The 23,687-nt window shown below is 48.8% G+C and carries 25 protein-coding genes and 1 other annotated feature; of the genes, 12 read left to right on the top strand and 13 right to left on the bottom strand.

The window, feature by feature from the left end; translation table 11 throughout:
* Positions 1 to 110 precede the first annotated feature (110 nt).
* From D9741_RS18025 to wzzB, 4 genes are all read left to right on the top strand, one after another.
* Positions 111 to 1,730, top strand: coding sequence for a sulfatase-like hydrolase/transferase (locus tag D9741_RS18025; RefSeq protein WP_240725501.1), 1,620 nt, complete (start codon positions 111 to 113; stop codon positions 1,728 to 1,730).
* Between the two features lie 134 nt (positions 1,731 to 1,864).
* On the top strand, positions 1,865 to 3,271 hold the full coding sequence (gene gndA / locus D9741_RS18020) for an NADP-dependent phosphogluconate dehydrogenase (protein ID WP_000043455.1): 1,407 nt from the start codon (positions 1,865 to 1,867) through the stop codon (positions 3,269 to 3,271).
* Positions 3,272 to 3,515: 244 nt separating this feature from the next.
* On the top strand, positions 3,516 to 4,682 hold the full coding sequence (ugd, locus tag D9741_RS18015) for a UDP-glucose 6-dehydrogenase (RefSeq protein ID WP_130216363.1): 1,167 nt from the start codon (positions 3,516 to 3,518) through the stop codon (positions 4,680 to 4,682).
* 144 nt (positions 4,683 to 4,826) lie between these two features.
* Complete coding sequence (wzzB, locus tag D9741_RS18010) at positions 4,827 to 5,807, top strand: LPS O-antigen chain length determinant protein WzzB (protein WP_130216536.1); 981 nt, start codon at positions 4,827 to 4,829, stop codon at positions 5,805 to 5,807.
* 95 nt (positions 5,808 to 5,902) lie between these two features.
* On the opposite strand, the gene hisIE is transcribed toward wzzB, so the two are convergent.
* The 9 genes from hisIE to hisL form a co-directional block, all read right to left on the bottom strand.
* The gene (gene hisIE, locus D9741_RS18005) at positions 5,903 to 6,514 is read right to left on the bottom strand and encodes a bifunctional phosphoribosyl-AMP cyclohydrolase/phosphoribosyl-ATP diphosphatase HisIE (protein ID WP_130216365.1); all 612 of its coding nucleotides are present in this window, start codon (positions 6,512 to 6,514) and stop codon (positions 5,903 to 5,905) included.
* Entirely contained in the window at positions 6,508 to 7,284 is a 777-nt protein-coding gene (gene hisF, locus D9741_RS18000) for an imidazole glycerol phosphate synthase subunit HisF (RefSeq protein WP_130216367.1), read from the bottom strand. The genes hisIE and hisF overlap by 7 nt, the downstream gene beginning before the upstream one ends.
* Positions 7,266 to 8,003 carry a 1-(5-phosphoribosyl)-5-[(5-phosphoribosylamino)methylideneamino]imidazole-4-carboxamide isomerase gene (hisA, locus tag D9741_RS17995; RefSeq protein ID WP_130216369.1) on the bottom strand — a complete coding sequence of 246 codons (738 nt, stop codon included), beginning with the start codon at positions 8,001 to 8,003 and terminating at the stop codon, positions 7,266 to 7,268. The genes hisF and hisA overlap by 19 nt, the downstream gene beginning before the upstream one ends.
* A complete protein-coding gene (gene hisH / locus D9741_RS17990; RefSeq protein WP_001103565.1) occupies positions 8,003 to 8,593 on the bottom strand; it encodes an imidazole glycerol phosphate synthase subunit HisH in 591 nt (196 codons plus the stop codon). Before hisH ends, hisA begins: the two co-directional genes overlap by 1 nt.
* Positions 8,593 to 9,660, bottom strand: a complete 1,068-nt coding sequence (gene hisB, locus D9741_RS17985) for a bifunctional histidinol-phosphatase/imidazoleglycerol-phosphate dehydratase HisB (RefSeq protein ID WP_001592220.1) — start codon at positions 9,658 to 9,660, stop codon at positions 8,593 to 8,595. The genes hisH and hisB overlap by 1 nt, the downstream gene beginning before the upstream one ends.
* The gene (gene hisC, locus D9741_RS17980) at positions 9,660 to 10,730 is read right to left on the bottom strand and encodes a histidinol-phosphate transaminase (protein ID WP_130216371.1); all 1,071 of its coding nucleotides are present in this window, start codon (positions 10,728 to 10,730) and stop codon (positions 9,660 to 9,662) included. Before hisC ends, hisB begins: the two co-directional genes overlap by 1 nt.
* Positions 10,727 to 12,031, bottom strand: coding sequence for a histidinol dehydrogenase (hisD, locus tag D9741_RS17975; protein WP_130216373.1), 1,305 nt, complete (start codon positions 12,029 to 12,031; stop codon positions 10,727 to 10,729). Before hisD ends, hisC begins: the two co-directional genes overlap by 4 nt.
* A gap of 5 nt (positions 12,032 to 12,036) precedes the next feature.
* On the bottom strand, positions 12,037 to 12,936 hold the full coding sequence (hisG, locus tag D9741_RS17970) for an ATP phosphoribosyltransferase (RefSeq protein ID WP_000131782.1): 900 nt from the start codon (positions 12,934 to 12,936) through the stop codon (positions 12,037 to 12,039).
* Positions 12,937 to 12,982: 46 nt separating this feature from the next.
* Positions 12,983 to 13,106 (bottom strand) — a sequence feature (His leader region).
* Positions 13,082 to 13,132: a his operon leader peptide gene (hisL, locus tag D9741_RS17965; RefSeq protein WP_001364200.1), complete on the bottom strand. Its 51-nt coding sequence runs from the start codon at positions 13,130 to 13,132 to the stop codon at positions 13,082 to 13,084. Its footprint overlaps the feature before it by 25 nt.
* A gap of 434 nt (positions 13,133 to 13,566) precedes the next feature.
* Between hisL and D9741_RS17960 the strand changes: the two genes are divergently transcribed.
* The 4 genes from D9741_RS17960 to plaP all read left to right on the top strand — a co-directional run bounded on the left by D9741_RS17960 (position 13,567) and on the right by plaP (position 16,991).
* Positions 13,567 to 14,391: an SDR family oxidoreductase gene (locus D9741_RS17960; RefSeq protein WP_130216375.1), complete on the top strand. Its 825-nt coding sequence runs from the start codon at positions 13,567 to 13,569 to the stop codon at positions 14,389 to 14,391.
* A 45-nt stretch (positions 14,392 to 14,436) separates the two neighbouring features.
* Positions 14,437 to 15,366 (top strand): LysR substrate-binding domain-containing protein, encoded by a 930-nt coding sequence (locus D9741_RS17955; protein WP_130216377.1) that lies wholly within the window; start codon positions 14,437 to 14,439, stop codon positions 15,364 to 15,366.
* A gap of 214 nt (positions 15,367 to 15,580) precedes the next feature.
* Positions 15,581 to 15,643 carry a membrane protein YoeI gene (gene yoeI / locus D9741_RS17950; RefSeq protein WP_010723108.1) on the top strand — a complete coding sequence of 21 codons (63 nt, stop codon included), beginning with the start codon at positions 15,581 to 15,583 and terminating at the stop codon, positions 15,641 to 15,643.
* Positions 15,633 to 16,991 carry a putrescine/proton symporter PlaP gene (gene plaP, locus D9741_RS17945; RefSeq protein ID WP_000019197.1) on the top strand — a complete coding sequence of 453 codons (1,359 nt, stop codon included), beginning with the start codon at positions 15,633 to 15,635 and terminating at the stop codon, positions 16,989 to 16,991. The genes yoeI and plaP overlap by 11 nt, the downstream gene beginning before the upstream one ends.
* 75 nt (positions 16,992 to 17,066) lie before the next feature.
* On the opposite strand, the gene sbcB is transcribed toward plaP, so the two are convergent.
* A complete protein-coding gene (sbcB, locus tag D9741_RS17940; protein WP_130216379.1) occupies positions 17,067 to 18,491 on the bottom strand; it encodes an exodeoxyribonuclease I in 1,425 nt (474 codons plus the stop codon).
* A 211-nt stretch (positions 18,492 to 18,702) separates the two neighbouring features.
* Here sbcB and dacD point away from each other — a divergent pair, with 211 nt between their 5' ends.
* The 4 genes from dacD to D9741_RS17920 all read left to right on the top strand — a co-directional run bounded on the left by dacD (position 18,703) and on the right by D9741_RS17920 (position 22,223).
* The gene (dacD, locus tag D9741_RS17935) at positions 18,703 to 19,869 is read left to right on the top strand and encodes a serine-type D-Ala-D-Ala carboxypeptidase DacD (protein ID WP_130216381.1); all 1,167 of its coding nucleotides are present in this window, start codon (positions 18,703 to 18,705) and stop codon (positions 19,867 to 19,869) included.
* Positions 19,870 to 19,987: 118 nt separating this feature from the next.
* Positions 19,988 to 20,461 (top strand): DNA gyrase inhibitor SbmC, encoded by a 474-nt coding sequence (sbmC, locus tag D9741_RS17930; protein WP_130216383.1) that lies wholly within the window; start codon positions 19,988 to 19,990, stop codon positions 20,459 to 20,461.
* Positions 20,462 to 20,663: 202 nt separating this feature from the next.
* The gene (locus D9741_RS17925) at positions 20,664 to 21,722 is read left to right on the top strand and encodes an FUSC family protein (RefSeq protein WP_130216385.1); all 1,059 of its coding nucleotides are present in this window, start codon (positions 20,664 to 20,666) and stop codon (positions 21,720 to 21,722) included.
* A 171-nt stretch (positions 21,723 to 21,893) separates the two neighbouring features.
* Entirely contained in the window at positions 21,894 to 22,223 is a 330-nt protein-coding gene (locus D9741_RS17920; RefSeq protein WP_000450409.1) for a DUF496 family protein, read from the top strand.
* A gap of 109 nt (positions 22,224 to 22,332) precedes the next feature.
* On the opposite strand, the gene D9741_RS17915 is transcribed toward D9741_RS17920, so the two are convergent.
* From D9741_RS17915 to pduT, 3 genes are read right to left on the bottom strand one after another with little or no spacing between them, the layout of a single operon-like run.
* A complete protein-coding gene (locus D9741_RS17915) occupies positions 22,333 to 22,776 on the bottom strand; it encodes a EutP/PduV family microcompartment system protein (RefSeq protein ID WP_130216387.1) in 444 nt (147 codons plus the stop codon).
* Positions 22,777 to 22,780: 4 nt separating this feature from the next.
* Positions 22,781 to 23,131: a propanediol utilization microcompartment protein PduU gene (gene pduU / locus D9741_RS17910; RefSeq protein ID WP_130216389.1), complete on the bottom strand. Its 351-nt coding sequence runs from the start codon at positions 23,129 to 23,131 to the stop codon at positions 22,781 to 22,783.
* Positions 23,131 to 23,685, bottom strand: a complete 555-nt coding sequence (pduT, locus tag D9741_RS17905; protein WP_130216391.1) for a propanediol utilization microcompartment protein PduT — start codon at positions 23,683 to 23,685, stop codon at positions 23,131 to 23,133. The genes pduU and pduT overlap by 1 nt, the downstream gene beginning before the upstream one ends.
* Between the last annotated feature and the right edge of the window lie 2 nt (positions 23,686 to 23,687).

Below are 23,687 nucleotides of genomic sequence, written 5' to 3'. Positions count from 1 at the left end.
GCGTCAGTCCTTGCGGGGAGCCGGAGTTCGTAATCTTGCTCTGGTGATACAATGCTGAATAAATAACATTAAAAATTTCAAATAAAATGGTTTAACCCAATATGAACTTTATGAGTATTATTAGAATAATTTTACCTTTCTGTATCTTTTTGAGTATTTTACTTTACTCTGGAAGGGCGGATTGTGTTTTTTTATTTACTATTGAATACACACTTACAAGTGTGGCAATCTTTCTAATAAAGAGAAAGTTTGTAAGCAATGCTTTGTGGGGGATTTATCTCTCCATTTTAGGTGTGCAGGCAGCGTCGCTATTTAGTTCAGGACAATATTTGATGCCTCTTGCTTTGTCGAATGCTGCAGAAATTGAATCCCTAGGTATTGGTGAGGTAATTAAAGTTTTTTTTGTTTTTATTTTATTTGTTATAGTTTCATTCCTTACGATGCCTTCAGGTGCTCTAATCGAGCGTATTAAATATTATAAATTTAATCTTCTCTGTATAGTATTATTGCTTGTGTGTTCTTTCATAAGTGCGGGGCCAGTATATGCTTTTTATGAAACGGCAAAATTGTTCTATTTACAGCAAACTTTTGAGCCTAGTAAGAAGATCGGAGATGCAGGGAAATCTTTTTTAAAAAGAAGTGTTTTTATTAACCCTATAGGAAATAACTACAATTTCAAAGGTCGTAATGTTATTGTAATATTTACTGAGGGGGTTTCATCTGAAATTATGGGCAGCTCAAAACCTGGAGCATTTTCAGTTACGCCTAATTTAAATAAGTTATCTACTGAAGCACTAAGCTTTAAAAACTATTATAACCATACAGCTGCAACCTTTCGCGGGTTAAGAGGTCAGTTAACTTCTGGCTATCAATTTCGGGATGGTTTTACTGATACTGGTACTGGTATTGGACAATTATCTAACTCAGAAATTAATAATATTTATCTTCACCGTCAAACCTCATTACCGGATATATTGAAAGAGTATGGTTATAAAAGTTATTTTATAGCATCCACCGAAAAAAACAACCCACTCAACACAATGTTGAAAACACTTAATTTTGATAAAGTTCTTGGTATGGGGGATTTTATTGGTTATCAACGAGACAGAATGACGGATAAGCAAACATTTAATGCACTGCAATATTTTTTACGTTCTCAGGAAAATAAAAAAGAACACTTCTTTATTGGTGTCTATCCATCTGGTACTCATCATGGTCAAGATAGTCCAAATGAAAAATATTTTGATGGTAAGAACCCGCTCTACAATAAATTCTATAACTATGATTTTCAGTTAGGGAAATTTGTTGACTTCTTTAGGCGTAGTTCATTTTATAATAATACATTGTTAATAATAACGTCAGATCATTCAACATTTCCTTCGACAGAATATAAAAAAGCATTTAATAGCGATTCTCGTTACTTTGTAGGCGAAATACCATTTCTGGTTATTGGAGGAGATATCACTCCTGAAACTTTGGATGCAGACGGTAAAAATTCATTAAGCTTTGCGCCAACAATATTGCACATGTTAGGGATTCAGTATTCAATGAACTATTTTTTGGGATGTTCTCTTTTTGATAAGGAATGCACATCGCCATTTTCACATCTTTCTGCTATTGGTAGTGACTATTTCATTACAAGCAAAGAAAATCATGTTGAACTAATACCAAATAATAGTGATAGTGAATTAATAAAACTTGCTGAACGTTTTTATAATATCAGTGGATAAGTAGATGATTGGGTAAGAAGTAATCGATCCCCTAATTATGAAAAATATGAGTGTAAAATAAGATATAAATTAAGCTATTCTTTATCTTAAATAAGCCGCAACCCCGCGGTGACCACCCCTGACAGGAGTAAACAATGTCAAAGCAACAGATCGGCGTCGTCGGTATGGCAGTGATGGGACGCAACCTCGCGCTCAACATCGAAAGCCGTGGTTATACCGTCTCTATTTTCAACCGCTCCCGTGAAAAGACGGAAGAAGTTATTGCCGAAAATCCAGGCAAGAAACTGGTTCCTTACTATACGGTGAAAGAGTTCGTTGAATCTCTTGAAACGCCTCGTCGCATCCTGTTAATGGTGAAAGCAGGTGCAGGCACGGATGCTGCTATTGATTCCCTGAAACCATATCTCGATAAAGGCGATATCATCATTGATGGTGGTAATACCTTCTTCCAGGACACCATTCGTCGTAACCGCGAGCTTTCTGCAGAAGGCTTTAACTTCATCGGTACGGGGGTTTCCGGTGGTGAAGAGGGCGCGCTGAAAGGACCTTCTATCATGCCTGGTGGGCAGAAAGAAGCCTATGAACTGGTTGCACCTATCCTGACCAAAATCGCCGCCGTGGCTGAAGATGGTGAACCGTGCGTTACCTATATTGGTGCCGATGGCGCAGGTCACTATGTGAAGATGGTTCACAACGGTATTGAATACGGTGATATGCAACTGATTGCTGAAGCCTATTCTCTGCTGAAAGGTGGTCTGAATCTCTCTAACGAAGAACTGGCACAAACCTTTACCGAGTGGAATAACGGTGAACTGAGCAGCTACCTGATCGACATCACTAAAGACATCTTCACCAAGAAAGATGAAGACGGTAATTACCTGGTTGATGTGATCCTGGATGAAGCAGCAAACAAAGGTACGGGTAAATGGACCAGTCAGAGCGCGCTGGATCTAGGCGAACCACTGTCGTTGATTACTGAGTCTGTGTTTGCTCGTTATATCTCTTCCCTGAAAGATCAGCGCGTAGCCGCGTCTAAAGTACTGTCGGGTCCACAAGCGCAGCCAGCAGGCGACAAAGCAGAGTTCATCGAAAAAGTTCGCCGTGCGCTTTATCTGGGTAAGATTGTTTCTTACGCGCAGGGCTTCTCGCAGTTACGTGCGGCGTCTGAAGAGTACAACTGGGATCTGAATTATGGTGAAATTGCGAAGATCTTCCGTGCCGGTTGTATCATTCGCGCTCAGTTCCTGCAGAAAATCACGGATGCTTACGCCGAAAATCCGAAGATTGCTAACCTGCTGTTAGCCCCGTACTTTAAGAAAATTGCCGACGATTACCAGCAAGCTCTGCGTGATGTTGTTGCTTATGCGGTGCAGAACGGTATTCCAGTACCTACCTTCTCTGCAGCGGTTGCTTATTATGACAGCTATCGTGCCGCAGTACTGCCTGCAAACTTGATTCAGGCACAGCGTGACTATTTCGGTGCGCATACCTATAAGCGCATTGATAAAGAAGGTGTATTCCACACGGAATGGCTGGATTAATCTGATTTAATCAGTATTAAACTAAGGCCCGGCATTTATCGCCGGGCTTTTTTTTGCTATCAATCTTATTGCTTTAAATTCATTGCTTAATACTAACTTAATAAATAGCAGCTATTCTTATAAAGAAAATCTGAAATGTTTTTCGTTTCGTTGACCAGACATCATCGTGGCGTTAAAACTTTTAACTCTTATCAGGATGCTAAAACATCATGATTCATAGTTAAGTTAATTCTGAGAGCATGAAATGAAAATTACCATTTCCGGAACCGGTTATGTTGGCCTGTCTAATGGGCTATTAATCGCACAAAATCATAACGTTGTAGCATTAGATATTTTACCATCTCGCGTTGCAATGCTAAATGATCGGATATCTCCTATTGTTGATAAAGAAATTCAGCAATTTTTGCAATCAGACAAAATACGTTTTAATGCCACGTTAGATAAAAAAGAAGCCTACCGGAATGCTGATTATGTAATCATCGCAACCCCGACCGACTATGATCCTAAAACCAATTATTTCAATACATCCAGCGTAGAATCAGTAATTAAAGATGTTACAGAAATAAACCCTCATGCAGTAATGATTATTAAGTCCACGGTTCCGGTAGGTTTTACGGCCGCGATGCAAAAAAAATTCAAGACAGAGAACATCATCTTCTCCCCTGAATTCCTCCGAGAAGGCAAAGCCCTTTACGATAACCTTCATCCTTCCCGTATTGTGATAGGCGAACGTTCTGAACGTGCACAGCGGTTTGCCGCGTTATTACAGGAAGGGGCAGTTAAGCAAAATATCCCGACTCTGTTTACTGATTCAACAGAAGCAGAGGCCATTAAACTTTTTGCCAATACTTACCTTGCCATGCGCGTGGCGTACTTTAACGAGCTGGACAGTTATGCAGAAAGCCTGGGATTGAACACCCGTCAAATCATTGAAGGTGTTTGTCTTGATCCGCGTATCGGCAATCATTACAACAATCCATCATTTGGTTACGGTGGTTACTGTTTGCCGAAAGATACCAAGCAGCTTCTGGCAAATTACCAGTCTGTGCCAAACAATATCATTTCTGCCATCGTTGAAGCTAACCGTACCCGCAAAGACTTTATTGCCGATGCTATCTTGTCGCGCAAACCAAAAGTCGTAGGGATATATCGCCTAATTATGAAGAGCGGTTCAGATAACTTTCGTGCGTCTTCCATTCAGGGGATCATGAAGCGTATCAAAGCTAAGGGGGTAGAAGTGATTATCTATGAACCGGTAATGAAGGAAGAAATGTTTTTCAATTCACGTCTGGAACGTGATCTCGCGACTTTTAAGCAACAGGCTGATGTCATTATCTCTAATCGAATGTCAGAAGAGCTTAAAGATGCAGCAGACAAGGTCTACACCCGCGATCTTTTCGGTAGCGATTAACTATCTGTAATCAGATGATTTTTGGCGGTAGTTGGTATCTATGTTCATGTAACAATTCATTATATTTATTGTTTATCCTATGGCATTCATACGGATTATCGCTAAACTATGGCGACCTGAAATTTTCCGTCTGTTAGGGTAATGATGAAAGTTGAAAATAATAATATTTCTGGGCACAACAATGACCCGGAACAGATTGATTTAATTGATTTACTGATGCAACTGTGGCGTGGGAAGATGACCATTATCGCCACAATCATTGTGGCTATCGTGTTGGCTATTGGATACTTGGCAGTAGCGAAAGAGCAATGGACATCAACAGCCATTGTCACTCAGCCCGATGTGGGGCAAATTGCCGGTTATAACAACGCCATGAATGTAATTTATGGCCAGGCTGCGCCAAAAGTAGCTGATTTACAGGAGGCGTTGATTGGTCGCTTCAGTTCCGCTTTCTCTGCATTAGCGGAAACGCTGGATAATCAGGAAGAACGCGAAAAACTGACTATCGAGCCCGCTGTTAAAAACCAGCCGTTACCGTTAGCTGTTTCTTATGTCGGGCACACTGCGGCGGATGCACAGAAAAAGCTGGCTGAATACATTCAACAAGTTGATGACCGAGTGAATGAAGAGCTGGAGAAAGACCTGAAGGATAATATCGCTTTGGGTATGAAAACCTTGCAGGACTCCCTGAAAACTCAGGAAGTGGTGGCTCAGGAGCAAAAAACGCTGCGTATCCGCCAGATTCAGGAAGCGTTGCAGTATGCGAATCAGGCGCAGGTAACAAAGCCGCAGATTCAGCAGACTGGTGAAAATATTACTCAGGATACGTTGCTTTTGTTAGGTAGCGAAGCGCTGGAGTCGATGATAAAGCATGAAGCGACCCGTCCGCTGGTTTTCTCGCCTGGTTACTATCAGACTCGTCAAAACCTGCTGGATATCGAAAGTCTGAAGGTTGATGATCTTGATATTCATGCCTACCGTTACGTTATGAAACCCACACTGCCAATTCGTCGCGATAGCCCGAAAAAGGCCATCACACTGATTCTGGCTGTACTGCTGGGCGGCATGGTTGGCGCGGGAATTGTGCTGGGGCGTAATGCTCTGCGTAATTACAACGCGAAGTAATCTTTTCGGTTTTAAAGAAAATGGGCAGGGTGGTGACACCTTGCCCGTTTTTTTGCCGGATGCGACAACAACATCACATCCGGTCAGCCTGCAACTCACTGATGCCGTTTACGCAGGTTCTCAATTACCGTCGTTAAGTCCAGATCCTGATCCTGCAATAGCACCAGCAGGTGATACATCAAATCCGATGCCTCGTTGGTCAGTTCAAAGCGGTCATTTACCGTCGCGGCCAGTGCGGTTTCCACGCCTTCTTCGCCCACTTTCTGCGCAATGCGCTTGGTGCCGCTGGCATACAGTTTGGCAGTGTAAGAGGTTTCCGGGTCGGCAGATTTGCGTTCGGCGAGCAGTTGTTCCAGTTGATACAGAAACAGCCACTGGTGAGCGGTGTTGCCGAAGCAGCTGCTGGTGCCTTTGTGGCAGGTCGGGCCGATGGGATTCGCCAGCACCAGTAACGTGTCGTTGTCGCAGTCCGGGGCAATACTCACCACATTGAGAAAATTGCCCGACGTTTCGCCTTTGGTCCACAGTCGCTGTTTAGTGCGCGAGAAGAAGGTGACTTTGCCGCTTTCGATGGTTTTGTCTAAGGCTTCCGGGTTCATGTAGCCCAGCATTAACACTTCGCCGGATACCGCGTGTTGCACAATCACCGGCATCAGTCCGTCGGTTTTTTCCCAGTCCAGTTCGCGGCGTTGTTGTTCTGTTAACATATCCTGATCTCCACGCCCTGTGTTGCCAGGTACGCTTTTAATTCACCAATATTGATTATTTGTTTGTGGAATACCGAAGCTGCCAGCGCGCCGTCAACGTCGGCATCGCGGAAGGCTTCAAGGAAGTGCTCCATAGTGCCCGCGCCGCCGGAGGCAATCAGCGGAACGTGGCAGACTTCACGCACTTTTCTCAGTTGTTCGAGGTCGTAACCGTTACGCACGCCGTCCTGATTCATCATGTTGAGGACGATTTCTCCGGCACCGCGTTTTTGCACTTCCTCTACCCAGTCGAGTGTTTCCCACTGAGTGACGCGGGTGCGGCTTTCATCGCCGGTATATTGATTCACATGATATTTACCGGTTTCGGCGTCGTACCAGGTATCAATGCCGACCACAATACACTGCACGCCAAAGCGATCCGCTAGGCGAGTAATTAATGTTGGGTCTGCCAGCGCAGGGGAGTTGATGGAAATTTTATCCGCGCCAAAGGAAAGAATTTTGGCGGCGTCATCCAGCGATTTAATCCCACCCGCCACGCAGAACGGAATGTCGATTACTTCCGCCACGCGAGATACCCAGCTTTTATCTACTACACGGCCATCGCTGGAAGCGGTGATATCGTAGAACACCAGTTCGTCTGCACCTTCTTCGGCGTAGCGTTTTGCCAGCGGCACGATATCGCCAATGATTTCATGGTTACGAAACTGTACGCCTTTCACCACCTGACCATCACGAACGTCGAGACATGGGATTATGCGTTTTGCCAGCATGCGATGGCCTCCTTCACGGTGAATTTACCTTCCAGTAATGCCCGACCAACTATTACGCCGCGTACGCCAGTACCACGCAGGGCAGCGACATCATCAATGTCGCCAATGCCGCCGGAGGATTGAAATGCCACCTGCGGATATCTGGCGCAGACTTCCTCATATAAAGAGACGTTAGAACCTGCCAGCGTGCCGTCGCGCGAGATATCGGTACACAGCACATGTTTCAGGCCGACGGGCAGATAGGTTTCCACCAGTTGTTCCAGCGAAACGCCCGAGTTCTCTTGCCAGCCGCTAACCGCCACCTGCTTGTTGCCTTGCTCGTCAATGCGTACATCCAGCGCCAGCACTAACGCATCCGCACCGAAGCGTTCAAACCAGCCTTTCACCATTTCTGGTGATTTCACTGCGGTGGAGCCGACCACCACGCGCGCAACGCCTGCTTCCAGTAACGTCGCCACATCTTCTTTGCTACGCACGCCGCCACCAACCTGCACAGGGACGTTAACGCCTGCGACCAGCGTTTTAATCAGAGAAATTTGTCGTTTAGCCGGATCTTTTGCCCCAGTCAGATCCACCAGATGCAGCACTTCGGCACCTTGTGCAGCGTAATCCTGTAAACGCGGCAGCGGGTCGTTACCGTAATCGCGCTGTTTGCCGTAATCGCCCTGATGGAGACGCACCACGGTGCCGTCGATTAAATCTAATGCCGGAATAATCATCACATCTCCAGGAAGTTTTTCAGCAGCTTAGCGCCAGCGGCACCAGAACGCTCCGGGTGGAACTGCACGCCGTAGAAGTTATCTTTTTGTACCGCCGCGGTGAATGGTTCGCCGTAATTACACTGGGCAATGGTCCACGGATTGACCGACATTGCGTAACTGTGAACAAAGTAAAAGTACGCGCCGTCTTCAATCCCCTGAAACAGGCGGTTGCCTGCCTGCGGGTAAACGCGGTTCCAGCCCATATGCGGCAGTGGCAGACCAAAGTCGGTCATTTTCGGCACGTCTTCGTCGATGATGCCCAGCAAGTCGACGCCGTTGCTCTCTTCGCTGCGCCGCCCCAGCAGTTGCATCCCTAAGCAGATGCCCAGCACCGGTTGGGTACAGGCTTTGATGAGATCAAACAGCTCGCGTTCACGCACCTGATCCATCGCTGCTTGCGCAGTGCCAACGCCGGGCAAAAACAGTTTATCGGCCAGCAACACCACGTCCGGGTCACGGCTGACTTTTGGTTCATAACCGTGACGTGCAATGGCCGACTTCACCGAGTTCAGGTTGGCGCAGCCGGTATCCAGGATCACCACGTTCATCACAGCACTCCTTTTGACGAGGGCAGGGTGTCGCCTTCCACGCGGATGGCCTGGCGCAGGGTGCGACCAAAGGCTTTGAACAGGCTCTCTACACGGTGGTGATCGTTTTTACCTTTGGTTTTCAGGTGCAGGGTCACGCCCATCGTGTATGAGAGCGAACGGAAGAAGTGTTCGATCATTTCGGTGCTGAGATCGCCCACGCGCTGGTAGGTAAATTCAGCTTTATATTCCAGGTGCGGGCGACCAGAGATATCCAGCGCGCAGCGGGCAAGGCATTCGTCCATCGGCAGCACAAAACCAAAGCGGCAAATACCGCGTTTGTCGCCAAGAGCAATTTTTAACGCTTCGCCCAGCGCCAGACCGGTATCTTCGACGGTGTGGTGATCGTCGATATAGAGATCGCCTTTGACGTTGATTTCCATGCGGAAACCGCCGTGGGTGGCAATCTGGTCCAGCATGTGATCAAAGAAGCCAACGCCGGTGTTAATCTTGCTGCCACCTTCGCGATCCAGCCACACCTGAACGTCAATCTGCGTCTCTTTGGTGTTACGTACTACGTGAGCGTAACGGTCGCGTTTAGTGAGCTGCTCGCCAATCATCGGCCAGTTCAGGGTTTCGCGGTCGTAGCGTAAACCATTAATGCCCATGTTTTCCGCCAGTTGAATATCGGTCGCGCGATCACCAATCACATAACTGTTAGCGCGATCCATCGCTTGCTCAGCCAGATAACGCTCCACCAGTTTTACTTTCGGCTTACGGCAGTCGCACTCATCTGCGGGCAGGTGCGGGCAAATCAGCACTTCATCAAACTGCACGCCTTGCGAGGTGAAGATCTGCATCATCAGGTTGTGCGGGCCTTCGAAATCCGCCTGCGGGAAACTTTGTGTTCCAAGACCATCCTGATTAGTGATCATCACCAGCTTGTAGCCCGCTTTTTGCAGCCTCAGCAGCTCCGGGATCACGCCAGGTTCAAAGGCGAGTTTGTCAAAACGGTCCACCTGAAAATCACTCGGCGGTTCGCTAATCAGGGTTCCATCGCGATCGATAAAAAGATACTTCTGACTCATCAAACTTGCTCCGCACGTAAGGCGTCAATGACGCGCTGGCTTTCTTCACGGGTTCCGACGGTAATTCGCAGGCAGCCGCTTAAAGAGGGTTGTTTATTCTGATCACGTAAGATAATGCCCTGATCCCACAAAGATTTAAACACTGCACTGGAGGCTTTAAAGCGCGCCAGAATGTAGTTGGTTTCAGAGTCGAAAACCTGCTCTACGCAGGGGATCTCTTTCAGTGCGGCAATCAGGTATTCGCGTTCTGCAATAATTTGCGTCACTCGTTCGCGCATAGCGACGATTCCCTGCGGGCTTAACGCCTGGGCCGCAATGTCGGCAACCGGCGTCGAGAGCGGGTAGGGGGCGATCACTTTCATCAGCAGGTTGATGACTTCTTCGTTTGCCAGCGTAAATCCGCAACGAAGCCCCGCCAGAGCAAAAGCTTTCGACAGTGTGCGCAAAATAGCCAGGTGCGGATATTCCGCCAGCCAGCCAGCTAACGATGCCTGCGGGCAAAACTCGATATAAGCTTCATCGGCAACCACAATCGCCTTACCGCGGGTTAACTCCAGCAGGGTGCGAAAATCCTGCGGGTTGATCAGTTGCCCGGTCGGGTTATTGGGGCTGCAAACATAAACCACTTTTACGCCGTCTAGCTTGTCGGAAATGCCCTGAAAGTCCAGTTGCCAGTTGTCCAGCGTTGGCACTGTGCGGCACTCGACGCCAATGGTTTCGGCGCTGACGCTGTACATGCCGTACGTTGGCGGGCAGTAGAGGATGGCGTCTCTACCTGGTTCGCAAAAAGCGCGAATCAGTAGTTCAATACCTTCGTCCGCGCCACGGCTGACCAGCACCTGCTCCGGCTTTACGCCTGCATATTGCGCGTAATTTTCAATCACCGCTTTCGGCTGACATTCCGGATAGCGGTTGAGCGTTTGCTGAGTGAGCTGAAACTCCACGGCTGTGGGATATTCGTTGGCGTTCAGCCAGACATCGCCGTTACCGCCCAGACGACGCGCTGACTGATACGGCGTCAGGTTGCGGACGTTTTCACGCGCTAAATCGGTAATAGTCACGGTGCTCATGCTTGCTCCTTAAGGGCGTTAACACGCAAAGTAACGGCATTTTTGTGGGCGGTCAGGCGCTCGGCGGCGGCCAGTGTTTCAATGGTTGCAGCCAGCGCGGAGAACCCTTCTTTCGACAGTTCCTGCACGGTCATGCGCTTCTGGAAATCCGCCAGCCCGAGGCTGGAACAGGTGGCGGTGTAACCGTAAGTCGGCAGCACGTGGTTGGTGCCGGAGGCGTAATCACCTGCCGATTCCGGTGACCAGTCACCAAGAAATACCGAACCGGCGCTGGTGATGCTATCGACCAGTTCGCGGGCGTTGCGGGTCTGAATGATCAGGTGCTCCGGGCCGTACTGGTTGGAGATCTCTACGCACTGCGCTAAATCGTTGGTCACGATCAGGCGGCTGGCGCTCAGTGCCTGACGTGCGGTTTCAGCTCTCGGCAGTTCTGCCAGCTGGCGTTCGACAGCTTCGGCAACGCGACGCGCCATATCAGCATCGGGCGTCAGTAAAATCACCTGTGAGTCCGGGCCGTGTTCAGCCTGGGAGAGCAAATCAGATGCCACGAAATCCGGCGTAGCGCCGCTGTCGGCAATGACCAGCACTTCCGACGGGCCTGCGGGCATATCGATCGCCGCACCGTCCAGACGCTGGCTTACCTGACGTTTTGCTTCGGTGACAAAGGCGTTGCCAGGCCCGAAGATCTTGTCCACTTTCGGCACAGATTCAGTACCAAACGCCAGTGCGGCAATGGCCTGTGCGCCGCCGACGTTAAACACGTCCTTTACGCCACACAGCTGCGCCGCGTAAAGGATCTCATCGGCAATCGGCGGCGGTGAGCACAGCACCACTTTTTTACAGCCCGCAATACGCGCCGGAGTCGCCAGCATTAATACCGTTGAGAAGAGCGGGGCGGAGCCGCCAGGAATATATAAACCCACCGAAGCCACCGGACGCGTGACCTGCTGGCAACGCACGCCTGGCTGCGTTTCTACATCTACCGGCGGCAGTTTTTGCGCAGTGTGGAAGGTTTCAATATTCTTTACTGCCACCGCCATCGCCTGTTTTAGCTCGTCGCTCAGGCGTTCGCTGGCGGCGGCGATCTCCTCAGCAGACACCTTCAACGCGGTAACCGTGGTTTTATCAAACTTCGCGCTGTATTCCCGCAGGGCGTCATCGCCGCGTGCTTTCACGTTATCGAGAATATCGTTAACAGTGCGGGTAATGCTTTCAGAAGCGGAGATCGCCGGGCGCATTAACAGCTGGTGTTGTTGCTCCGCAGTACAGCTATTCCAGTCAATGATTGTGTTAAAGCTCATGGCGATCACTCCATCATCTTCTCAATCGGCAGGACCAGGATTGAACTGGCACCCAGCGCTTTCAGTTTTTCCATCGTTTCCCAGAACAGGGTTTCGCTGCTGACCATGTGCATCGCTACGCGTTGTTGATCACCCGCCAGCGGCAGAATGGTTGGGCGTTCGGCACCTGGCAGCAGGGCGATGACTTCATCCAGACGTTCGGTCGGTGCGTGCATCATGATGTATTTTGATTCGCGTGCCTGGATCACCCCCTGAATACGGGTCAGCAGTTTGTCGATCAGTTGCTGTTTGGATTCTTCCATTTCGCCATCGCGCTGGATCAGGCAGGCTTTCGAGCGGTAGATAACTTCGACTTCGCGCAGGCCGTTAGCTTCCAGCGTGGCACCGGTGGAAACCAGATCGCAAATCGCATCCGCCAGTCCGGCGCGCGGGGCGACTTCAACAGAACCGTTTAGTAAGCAGGATTTAAAAGAGATGCCTTTCTGGTCGAGATAACGCTTGAGCAGGTGAGGATAAGAGGTGGCGATACGTTTACCGTTTAAGGAGAGCGGGCCATCCCAGGCTTCATCAACCGGCGTTGCCAGCGAAAGGCGGCAGCCGCCGAAATCCAGTCGACGCAGGGTAAAGTAGCGCGGATCTTCACCCTGGGCGCGGCGGTTAAGCAGTTCTTCTTCCAGCACGTTTTCGCCGATAATCCCAAGATCTACCACGCCGTCCATTACCAGACCGGGAATGTCGTCGTCACGCACGCGCAGAATATCAATCGGCATGTTTTCTGCCATCGCGATCAGGCGCTGGGTGTGAAGATTAATTTTAATGCCACAGCGCGCCAGTAATTCGCGTGAGTCATCGCTTAAACGGCCGGATTTCTGCATAGCTATGCGTAAACGAGTGTTGTCTGTCATTTTGTTATTCCTCTTTAAACCTGTCTGAACCGTTATCAACCGCGCAATAAAAAAGCCCCCGGAAGGTGATCTTCCGGGGGCTTTCTCATGCGTTCATGCACCACTGGAAGATCTGAATGTCTTCCAGCACACATCGCCTGAAAGACTAGTCAGGGTGATGGTGATGATGGTGGTGTTTAAATTGAACGCGTGTCATAAAAGTCTCTGTGAATGTTTATTCAACTGATGTCTTTTAACCTAAACCACTTTCACGTTAGAAAGCAAGGGCTTTTTTATATATTTTGTGGCGAGGGATTTGTTTAATGAATGAGCGGGGAAAGGAGGAGGGCTAAGAGTGAGTACTTTAAAAAAGTAATCGTGAAAACATGTCTTTAAAACCCTCAAGAACATTGTGTTCTGTAACTAAAGCGGGCTTTGTTCATGCCGGATGCGGCGTGAACGCCTTATCCGGCCAACAAATGTTGCGTAAATTCAATATATTGATGTTTTTGTAGGCCTGATAAGCGGAGCGCATCAGACAATTGTATAATTCTATATTTGCTAACAGTTTCGATTCATTCATAGAATGAATTGTCAGTTTTGATACGCTGGCGTAGCCTTATAGATCTAAGGTGTATCAGGAGAAAACGGATGAAAAAGGTCGCAATTGTCGGGTTAGGGTGGTTAGGCATGCCGCTGGCGATGTCACTTTCAGCGAGAGGCTGGCAAGTCACCGGGAGTAAAACTACACAAGATGGTGTAGAAGCGGCCCAAATGAGTGGCATTGATAGCTATCTGCTTCGCATGGAGCCCGATTTAGTTTGCGACTCTGACGATCTGGATGCCCTGATGGATGCCGATGCGCTGGTGATTACGCTTCCGGCACGCCGCAGCGGCCCCGGCGATGAGTTCTATTTACAAGCAGTGCAGGAGCTGGTGGATAGCGCGCTGGCTCATCGTATTCCCCGCATTATTTTTACCAGCTCAACGTCTGTCTATGGCGACGCACAAGGCACGGTGAAAGAAAACACTCCGCGTAATCCACTGACCCATAGTGGACGAGTGTTAAAAGAGCTGGAAGATTGGCTGCACAATTTACCCGGTACTTCGGTTGATATTTTGCGTCTTGCGGGGCTGGTCGGGCCAGGGCGTCATCCAGGACGCTTCTTTGCTGGAAAAACCGCGCCGGACGGTGAACATGGTGTGAATTTAGTTCACCTGGAAGATGTTATTGGCGCTATCACTCTGTTGTTACAGGCACCTAAAGGCGGACACATCTATAATATATGTGCGCCAGCTCACCCTGCGCGCAATGTTTTCTATCCGCAGATGGCCCGTTTACTGGGGCTGGAGCCTCCGCAGTTCAGAAATAGTCTGGACAGCGGCAAAGGTAAAATTATTGATGGTAGTCGGATCTGTAATGAACTGGGATTTGAATACCAGTATCCCGATCCGCTGGTAATGCCGCTGGAGTAAACCATCACGCCAGCAGGACGCCGCATACACTGCAAGGGGGCGTGTATGAAACCACTGCTGGATGTGTTGATGATCCTCGATGCCTTAGAAAAAGAGGGCAGTTTTGCGGCGGCGTCGGCCAAACTCTATAAGACGCCGTCCGCTCTGAGTTACACCGTTCACAAGCTGGAAAGCGACCTTAATATTCAATTGCTTGATCGTAGCGGTCACCGCGCTAAATTTACCCGTACCGGAAAGATGTTATTAGAGAAGGGGCGGGAAGTTCTCCACACTGTCCATGAGCTGGAAAAACAAGCGATCAAACTCCATGAAGGCTGGGAAAACGAACTGGTGATTGGTGTTGATGATACCTTTCCCTTTTCACTGCTTGCGCCACTTATTGAAGCCTTTTATCAACATCACAACGTCACGCGTCTGAAGTTTATCAATGGCGTTCTGGGCGGTTCCTGGGAGGCCCTGACCCAGGGCAGGGCCGATATTATTGTTGGCGCGATGCATGAACCACCCTCTTCCAGCGAATATGGTTTCTCGCGGTTGGGCGATCTGGAGCAAGTTTTCGCGATTGCGCCTCATCATCCGTTAGCTCTTGAAGAGGAACCGTTAAATCGCCGTATCATTAAACGCTATCGGGCGATTATCGTGGGTGATACTGCGCAGGCAGGTGCATCTACGGCATCACAACTTCTCGACGAACAAGAGGCCATTACCGTATTTGATTTTAAAACCAAACTGGAATTACAAATCAGCGGTCTTGGTTGCGGTTATTTACCGCGCTATCTGGCGCAACGTTTTCTCGATAGTGGTGCGTTAATTGAGAAGAAAGTGGTTGCGCAATCCCTCTTTGAACCCGTATGGATTGGATGGAATGAACAAACCGCAGGGCTTGCCAGTGCGTGGTGGCGTGATGAGATTTTAGCAAATAGTGCTATTGCTGGTGTTTATGCAAAATATGATGACGGAAAATCAGCCATTTAAATAAAAAATTATATGACAAGCCTCTCATTCTCTTGTCATTTACCCCCCATTTAGGCACAATGCGCCGCTGTCAAAAAATGACTAAAAACCGACGTTTCATCCGCGTCGGTTATTTTTTGCTTCAAACCAATCATTCATACCAAGAGGCCGGGCTTCGTACCGGATAGATATTTACTAAAAATCGACAGTTGTTGTCGCTGAGGAATCCAAAAAAATGGGGCAATTTTTTGCTTACGCGACGGTTATCACCGTAAAGGAGAATGACCATGTCGCATAACGTTACTCCAAACACCTCTCGCGTGGAATTGCGTAAAACGCTTACGTTAGTTCCGGTTGTAATGATGGGTCTTGCCTATATGCAGCCGATGACGCTGTTTGATACATTTGGTATCGTTTCAGGCCTCACGGATGGTCACGTGCCGACAGCCTATGCGTTCGCATTGATTGCGATCCTGTTTACGGCTCTGAGCTACGGGAAGCTGGTTCGCCGCTATCCTTCTGCTGGCTCTGCATACACTTACGCCCAGAAATCCATTAGCCCGACGGTTGGCTTTATGGTGGGTTGGTCTTCTCTGCTCGACTATCTGTTCGCGCCGATGATCAACATTCTGCTGGCGAAAATCTATTTTGAAGCTCTGGTGCCTTCTATCCCATCGTGGATGTTTGTGGTGGCGCTGGTGGCCTTTATGACCGCCTTTAACCTGCGTAGTCTGAAATCCGTAGCGAACTTCAACACCGTAATCGTGGTGTTGCAGGTAGTGCTGATCGCGGTGATTCTGGGCATGGTTGTTTATGGCGTATTTGAAGGTGAAGGCGCTGGTACGCTGGCGAGCACGCGTCCGTTCTGGTCTGGCGATGCGCATGTTATCCCGATGATTACCGGTGCGACGATTCTGTGCTTCTCCTTTACCGGCTTTGACGGTATCAGCAACTTGTCGGAAGAAACCAAAGATGCAGAGCGCGTGATCCCGCGTGCGATTTTCCTGACCGCGCTGATTGGCGGCATGATCTTCATCTTTGCAACTTACTTCCTGCAACTGTACTTCCCGGATATCTCTCGCTTTAAAGATCCGGATGCATCACAGCCTGAAATCATGCTGTACGTTGCGGGCAAAGCGTTCCAGGTTGGCGCGCTGATCTTCTCCACCATTACCGTACTGGCGTCCGGTATGGCGGCGCACGCAGGCGTAGCCCGTCTGATGTACGTAATGGGTCGTGACGGCGTGTTCCCGAAAAGCTTCTTCGGTTATGTACACCCGAAATGGCGTACTCCGGCGATGAATATTATCCTGGTTGGCGCGATTGCTCTGCTGGCAATCAACTTTGACCTGGTAATGGCAACGGCGCTGATTAACTTTGGTGCGCTGGTGGCGTTCACCTTCGTTAACCTGTCGGTTATCTCGCAGTTCTGGATCCGTGAGAAGCGTAACAAGACGCTGAAAGATCACTTCCAGTATCTGTTCCTGCCGATGTGTGGTGCGCTGACTGTAGGTGCGCTGTGGGTTAACCTGGAAGAAAGCTCAATGGTTCTGGGGCTGATCTGGGCGGCTATCGGTCTGATTTACCTGGCTTGCGTGACTAAGAGCTTCCGCAACCCGGTTCCGCAGTACGAAGACGTTGCATAATCTTACAAGCCGGATGACATAATCATCCGGTAAATCTAAAAAAGCCGGAGAGATATAAACTCCGGCTTTTTTGTTTCAGACGATCTCTTCCGCGTACTGCCAAAGCGCTTTTAACAGCGCTACTTTCTCTTTGTCATCGGCATATTGTTGTGCCAGCATCTGCAATTCATCAGCATAACCTTGCAAAAATTCTGCTGTGAAGACCTGACGGCGGTGCTCCAGCCAGCGTTGCTGCTCGGCGTAATCCAGCGTCCCCGGGAAGTTACGCGCCCGATAATTGAACAACAGTTTCTCAATACGTTTATCGACAAAGGTGATATCCAGTGCCGGTAAATTACGCGGCTCGGTTTCCAGGACAATTTTCATTGCTGCGCGATCGGCGTCACTGAAAAAGCCATTATAGAGCTGTGCATCGACGTTATCTGAAGGTGTAAATGGTTCGGCTTCAGCAAATATCGCCACTACTTTTTCGCGGACTTGCGGGTTATCACGCAGAATTTTCAGGTTATCGAGACAATGCTGACGATTAATTCCCAGTCGGTCGGCATCTTCCGGGCGCAGCGTATTCGCCTGCGCCAGCACCGGGCATTTATTGATATGCACCAGTTTAACCGGGATTGCGGCGTTATCGCCCAGATCGGCCTTTGCGGTGTACAGACGCTCGCGCAGCGTGTCGCTGTCCAGCTCCAGGAGTGGCGAGATATCTCCCGCCAAATCCACCATAATCACGGCATTGCGATTTTCAGGATGCCACGCCAGTGGCGCCACCCAGCTGGTATTGCCGCGCCATGCGCCAAACATACCGGAAACATGTACCAGCGGTTTCATCTGCGGCACATCAATCAACGCCGTCAGTTTGTGCTTATTACGATGGGTAAAGAGATAATCAAACAGGCGTGGTTGACGTGTTTTCACCAACTTCGCCATCGCAATAGTGGCGTACACATCGGCCATCGCATCGTGGGCGTTGCTATGTTCAATACCATTAGCTTTGGTTAAATGTTCAAGTCGAAAGCTCGGTAAACCATCTTCATTTTCAGGCCAGTTAATCCCCTCCGGTCGCAGGGCATAACAGGCACGCATCACGTCAAGCAGATCCCAGCGAGAGTTATCATGCTGCCAACTCCAGGCATAGGGATCGTAAAAATTACGATAAAAGATATTGCGCGTCACTTCGTCGTCAAAACGCACATTGTTGTAACCAAGAATACAGGTCTTCGGTACGGTAAAAAGCGAGTGAATACGGGCGGCAAAGGCAGCTTCGTTTTCCCCTTTTGCACGCGCTTCCTGTGGCGTGATTCCGGTGATTAACACCGCCCCTGGCTGGGGTAAATAATCGTCCGCAGGCTTACAGTAAAAGACTTCAGGTTCGCCGATAATATTGAATTCGCTATCAGTGCGAATGGCGGCAAACTGCGCAGGGCGATCTAACGCGGGGTGCGTGCCAAAGGTTTCGTAATCATGAAACAAAAAGGTAGATTGTTGCTTACCGTCATTCATCGTTAGGTTAAATCCGTTATTTCTGTTGTATGCCAGAGTATCAAATATCACCGTGCTAATCAGCTTTAGAGCGATATTTTGGCTGCGTGTGGAAACAGATAATGTCAGATTAAAATGAGATAAATGTCACATTTTCTTGCACTTTATTCCAGCCAGTTCATCAGGATTTCCGTAAAAAGAACAGCTATTGGAAACACCTGAGGATTTGCTGTTGAAACGCCGTCTTATTATTGCTGCTTCTTTGTTCGTTTTTAATTTATCGTCTGGTTTTGCGGCGGAAAATATTCCCTTTTCACCCCAACCTCCGGAGATTCATGCGGGATCATGGGTTTTGATGGATTACACAACCGGACAGATCCTCACGGCGGGTAATGAGCACCAACAACGTAACCCTGCCAGCCTGACTAAGCTAATGACGGGCTATGTCGTCGATCGCGCTATCGATAGCCATCGCATAACACCAGACGATATTGTCACTGTGGGACGCGATGCGTGGGCGAAAGATAATCCTGTTTTTGTCGGCTCTTCACTGATGTTTTTGAAAGAGGGCGATCGTGTTTCGGTACGTGATTTAAGCCGTGGATTAATTGTGGATTCCGGCAATGACGCCTGTGTGGCGCTTGCGGATTATATTGCCGGGGGGCAACGGCAGTTCGTCACAATGATGAACAATTACGCTGAAAAGTTGCATTTACAGGATACCCATTTTGAAACGGTTCACGGTCTGGATGCGCCGGGCCAGCATAGCTCAGCCTATGATTTAGCTGTGCTTTCTCGCGCCATCATCCACGGCGAACCTGAGTTTTACCACATGTACAGCGAAAAAAACCTTACCTGGAACGGAATCACCCAGCAAAACCGAAACGGGCTATTGTGGGATAAAACCATGAACGTTGACGGCCTGAAAACCGGGCATACATCCGGGGCCGGGTTTAATCTCATTGCTTCGGCTGTGGATGGGCAACGCCGTCTCATTGCAGTGGTAATGGGGGCCGACAGCGCAAAAGCTCGCGAAGAAGAGGCTAGAAAATTACTGCGTTGGGGGCAGCAAAACTTTACTACGGTGCAAATTTTGCACCGTGGGAAAAAGGTCGGTACGGAACGCATCTGGTATGGTGATAAAGAAAACATCGCACTGGGAACGGAACAAGAATTCTGGATGGTGCTGCCGAAAGCGGAAATCCCAAATATCAAAGCAAAATATACCCTTGATGGTAAAGAACTAACTGCGCCAGTTGCTGCTCACAAGCGAGTAGGGGAAATTGAACTGTACGACCGCGATAAATTGGTTGCGCATTGGCCATTGGTTACCCTGGAGTCTGTCGGTGAAGGCGGTATGTTTTCCAGGTTGAGCGATTATTTCCACCATAAATCCTGACCTTTATTTAGCGCCGACTGGCAGGAGTGCGAGTCTGCTCGCATAATCAACACTCATTCCTTGTGGTATTTACATTGCAAAATACACTGTACAAAAAAACAGTGTATGTGGAGGCGTCATGAACTACGAGATTAAGCAGGAAGATAAACGTACCGTTGCAGGTTTCCATCTCGTTGGCCCGTGGGAACAAACGGTGAAGAAAGGTTTTGAGCAGTTGATGATGTGGGTAGACAACAAAAAAGTTGTGCCTAAGGAATGGATCGCCGTCTATTACGATAACCCAGATGAAACACCTGCCGAAAAGTTACGTTGTGACACGGTGGTTTCCCTGGAGAACAACTTCACTCTACCGGAAAACAGTGAAGGCGTGATCCTGACGGAAATCTCCGGTGGGCAATATGCGGTTGCCGTTGCCCGCGTAGAAGGCGATGATTTTTCTACGCCATGGTATCAGTTTTTTAATACTCTCTTGCAAGACAGTGCTTATCAGATGTCACCTAAGCCCTGTTTCGAAGTTTATCTTAATAACGGAGCGGAAGACGGCTATTGGGATATTGAAATGTATGTCGCAGTGCAGCCGAAAATGGGTTAATGCTGGTGCAACAACAGGGTGTTAACCTGATTGCTTCGCTGTTTTTCGTCATGTAAAAGGGTAAAATTGGCCTTCAGACTTCTGATAATCCCTTCGGGAATGTTCCTGATTACTTGTTGTAAGTCGGCTGGACACCTGGTTTAGTGTCTGGCCGCAGTAATCGTTCTGAGTTAACTTTATCCTTATTTAACGGAGTTCCAGCGTGCGAGCTGATAAGTGCCTTAGTCCGTTTGAAATTCGTGTGTACCGTCATTACCGTATCGTGCATGGTACTCGCGTCGCGCTAGCATTCCTGCTGACTTTTCTCATCATTCGCCTGTTTACCATCCCGGAAAGCACCTGGCCGCTGGTCACTATGGTAGTGATCATGGGGCCTATCTCGTTTTGGGGTAACGTCGTCCCTCGCGCCTTTGAACGTATTGGCGGTACGGTGTTGGGGTCGATTTTAGGTCTTATCGCTCTGCAACTGGAGTTAATCTCTTTACCGTTGATGTTAATCTGGTGTGCAGCAGCCATGTTCCTTTGCGGCTGGTTGGCACTGGGCAAGAAACCTTATCAAGGCTTATTGATTGGTGTGACGCTGGCGATTGTTGTTGGTTCCCCGACAGGTGAAATTGATACGGCATTATGGCGAAGCGGCGATGTGATCCTCGGCTCTTTACTGGCAATGTTGTTTACCGGTATCTGGCCACAACGGGCGTTCATCCACTGGCGCATTCAACTGGCGAAAAGTCTGACCGAATATAATCGGGTCTATCAATCAGCATTCTCACCAAACTTACTCGAACGCCCACGTCTGGAAAGCCATCTACAAAAACTCCTGACCGATGCCGTGAAAATGCGTGGGCTGATTGCACCCGCCAGCAAAGAAACCCGTATTCCAAAATCGATATATGAAGGTATCCAGACGATTAACCGTAATCTGGTTTGTATGCTGGAGCTGCAAATCAATGCTTACTGGGCCACGAGGCCCAGTCATTTCGTGCTACTGAATGCGCAAAAACTGCGCGACACACAGCAAATGATGCAGCAAATAGTGCTGACTCTTGTTCATGCCCTGTACGAAGGTAATCCACAGCCGGTTTTTGCTAATACAGAAAAACTGAACGATGCTGTGGAAGAGTTGCGCCAGTTGCTCGCTAATCATCATGATCTGAAAGTCGTTGAGACGCCGATTTATGGCTATGTATGGCTAAACATGGAAACGGCGCATCAACTGGAGTTGCTGTCAAATCTGATTTGTCGGGCTTTGCGCAAATAAATTCCGACCTTCAGAATCAAATTGTTGCTGCTTCGATTCAGCAAGGATAAAGGGTATGATAGTGAATAGGGATAAAAGCATTGTCATCTGCGGCAGCTATGAGTAATGTTGGCCCTAACGAATAGCGGTTGCTTAAACGAATCCGACTCTCACATTATCAGGGGTATAAAAATGGAAACTACCAAGCCTTCATTCCAGGACGTGCTGGAATTTGTTCGTCTGTTCCGCCGTAAGAACAAACTGCAACGTGAAATCCAGGACGTTGAGAAAAAGATCCGTGACAACCAGAAACGTGTCCTGCTGCTCGACAACCTGAGCGACTACATCAAACCTGGTATGAGCGTTGAAGCAATTCAGGGCATCATCGCCAGCATGAAAGGCGACTATGAAGATCGTGTTGATGATTACATCATCAAAAATGCTGAGCTCTCCAAAGAACGCCGCGATATCTCCAAAAAGCTGAAAGCTATGGGCGAAATGAAAAACGGCGAAGCGAAGTAATTTCTACTTTATTCAATGAGGATTGCCGGGCAATCCTCATTGTTCATTGATTCTTTTCTCCGTGTCGTAAGTCATCATTCCCATCTCATAACATATTGAAATTTCTGGCTTAACGACTGCCTTCTTCTGTATGCAACAAGGCAAGAAGTTCTGCAACCCCGATGTTATTTACCGCACTGGTCACTAACACCTTTCGTGCTCCAGCTTCCCGTAGCCAGCATTTCACCAAAGATATCTGTTCTTCACTGGCTAAATCCACTTTGGTGACTACCCCAATGACCGGGCGATTCATTGACGTGGTAAAGCCTGGCGAAAAAGGTGACCACGGTGCGTCCGCATTAAGCACCAGCGCGATAATGTCTGCTTCACAGGCGCTGACCAGCAGCGCACTGTAAAGACTGCGGTTTTCGAGGTATTCCCCGGGAGTGTCAATGGTGGCCGGTGACCAGACGATAGCCTGCGTTTTCTGATACTGAATGTCTTCCCCGCGCAGGCATTGCGTGAGTGACGTTTTTCCGCACTGGCTGGGTCCGATGAGCATCATACGTTGCATCGAGTCAGGTCCGGGTAATGGGGCAGGCGGTAAAGCGCATCATTTCGCCCAGCGTTCGGGTAACCTGGCTAAGTGCATATTCGATAGCAGAAACATCGCCAGTCAGAACTACCGCGCCGGTAAAACGATCAAGAAAACCAATCTCTACAGCGCCTGACTTTGTGGCGATATCGCACGCGATGATAGATGCTTCGCTGGGGGTAATCGTCAGAATGCCAATAGCGGAAACGGTGTCCGGTAAGCCTAATTTTTTAAACAGATCCTTTCCAGGATTTGCAATAACATGTGCCAGCGTGACCTGTTTACCGGGGACATATTCCTGAATCATTCGTTCAGTCGTGTGCTGAGGTGACATTATCCCTCCACCATCTGACGCCACATGGCTTCATGCGGACGGGCAATTACTGAGCGATAGACCAACAAACCTTTTTCCCCCGCTCGCTCGCTGGCGACAGATACCGCGTTATTAACATCAGAAATATCGCCTGCCACTACCATGTAGCATTTACCGCCAATACCAAAGGCCATATGTACCCGTACGAGCGTGACGTTTGCCGCTTTCACTGCACAATCGGCAGCGTCAATGCAGGCCGCTACACTCCAGGTTTCGACTACACCGACAGCCCGTCGCTGGTCAACATGGTTCAGACCGCTGATTGCGGGCAGGATAGTGGGATGAATATTAGGAAGGACCAGACTGTCGACCAGCATTTCATCTGCAAGGGAAGCGCCGCTGTTGATGGCCTGCTGTACCGCACCGACATCGCCGCCGAGCATCAGCAGAAATTTACCGGGGCAAAGCGTTTTGCTGACCAGTAATTCAACGTTGGCGCTTTTCAGCATGGCATCGCCGGTTTCCATCCCTTTCGCGATACTACTAAGTTCTAAAATACCTACCGCTTTTGACATGG

The sequence above is a fragment of the Escherichia sp. E14V7 genome (genome assembly GCF_004212225.1).
Taxonomy (GTDB): Bacteria; Pseudomonadota; Gammaproteobacteria; order Enterobacterales; family Enterobacteriaceae; genus Escherichia.
This window is presented reverse-complemented; position numbering and strand designations above follow the sequence as displayed.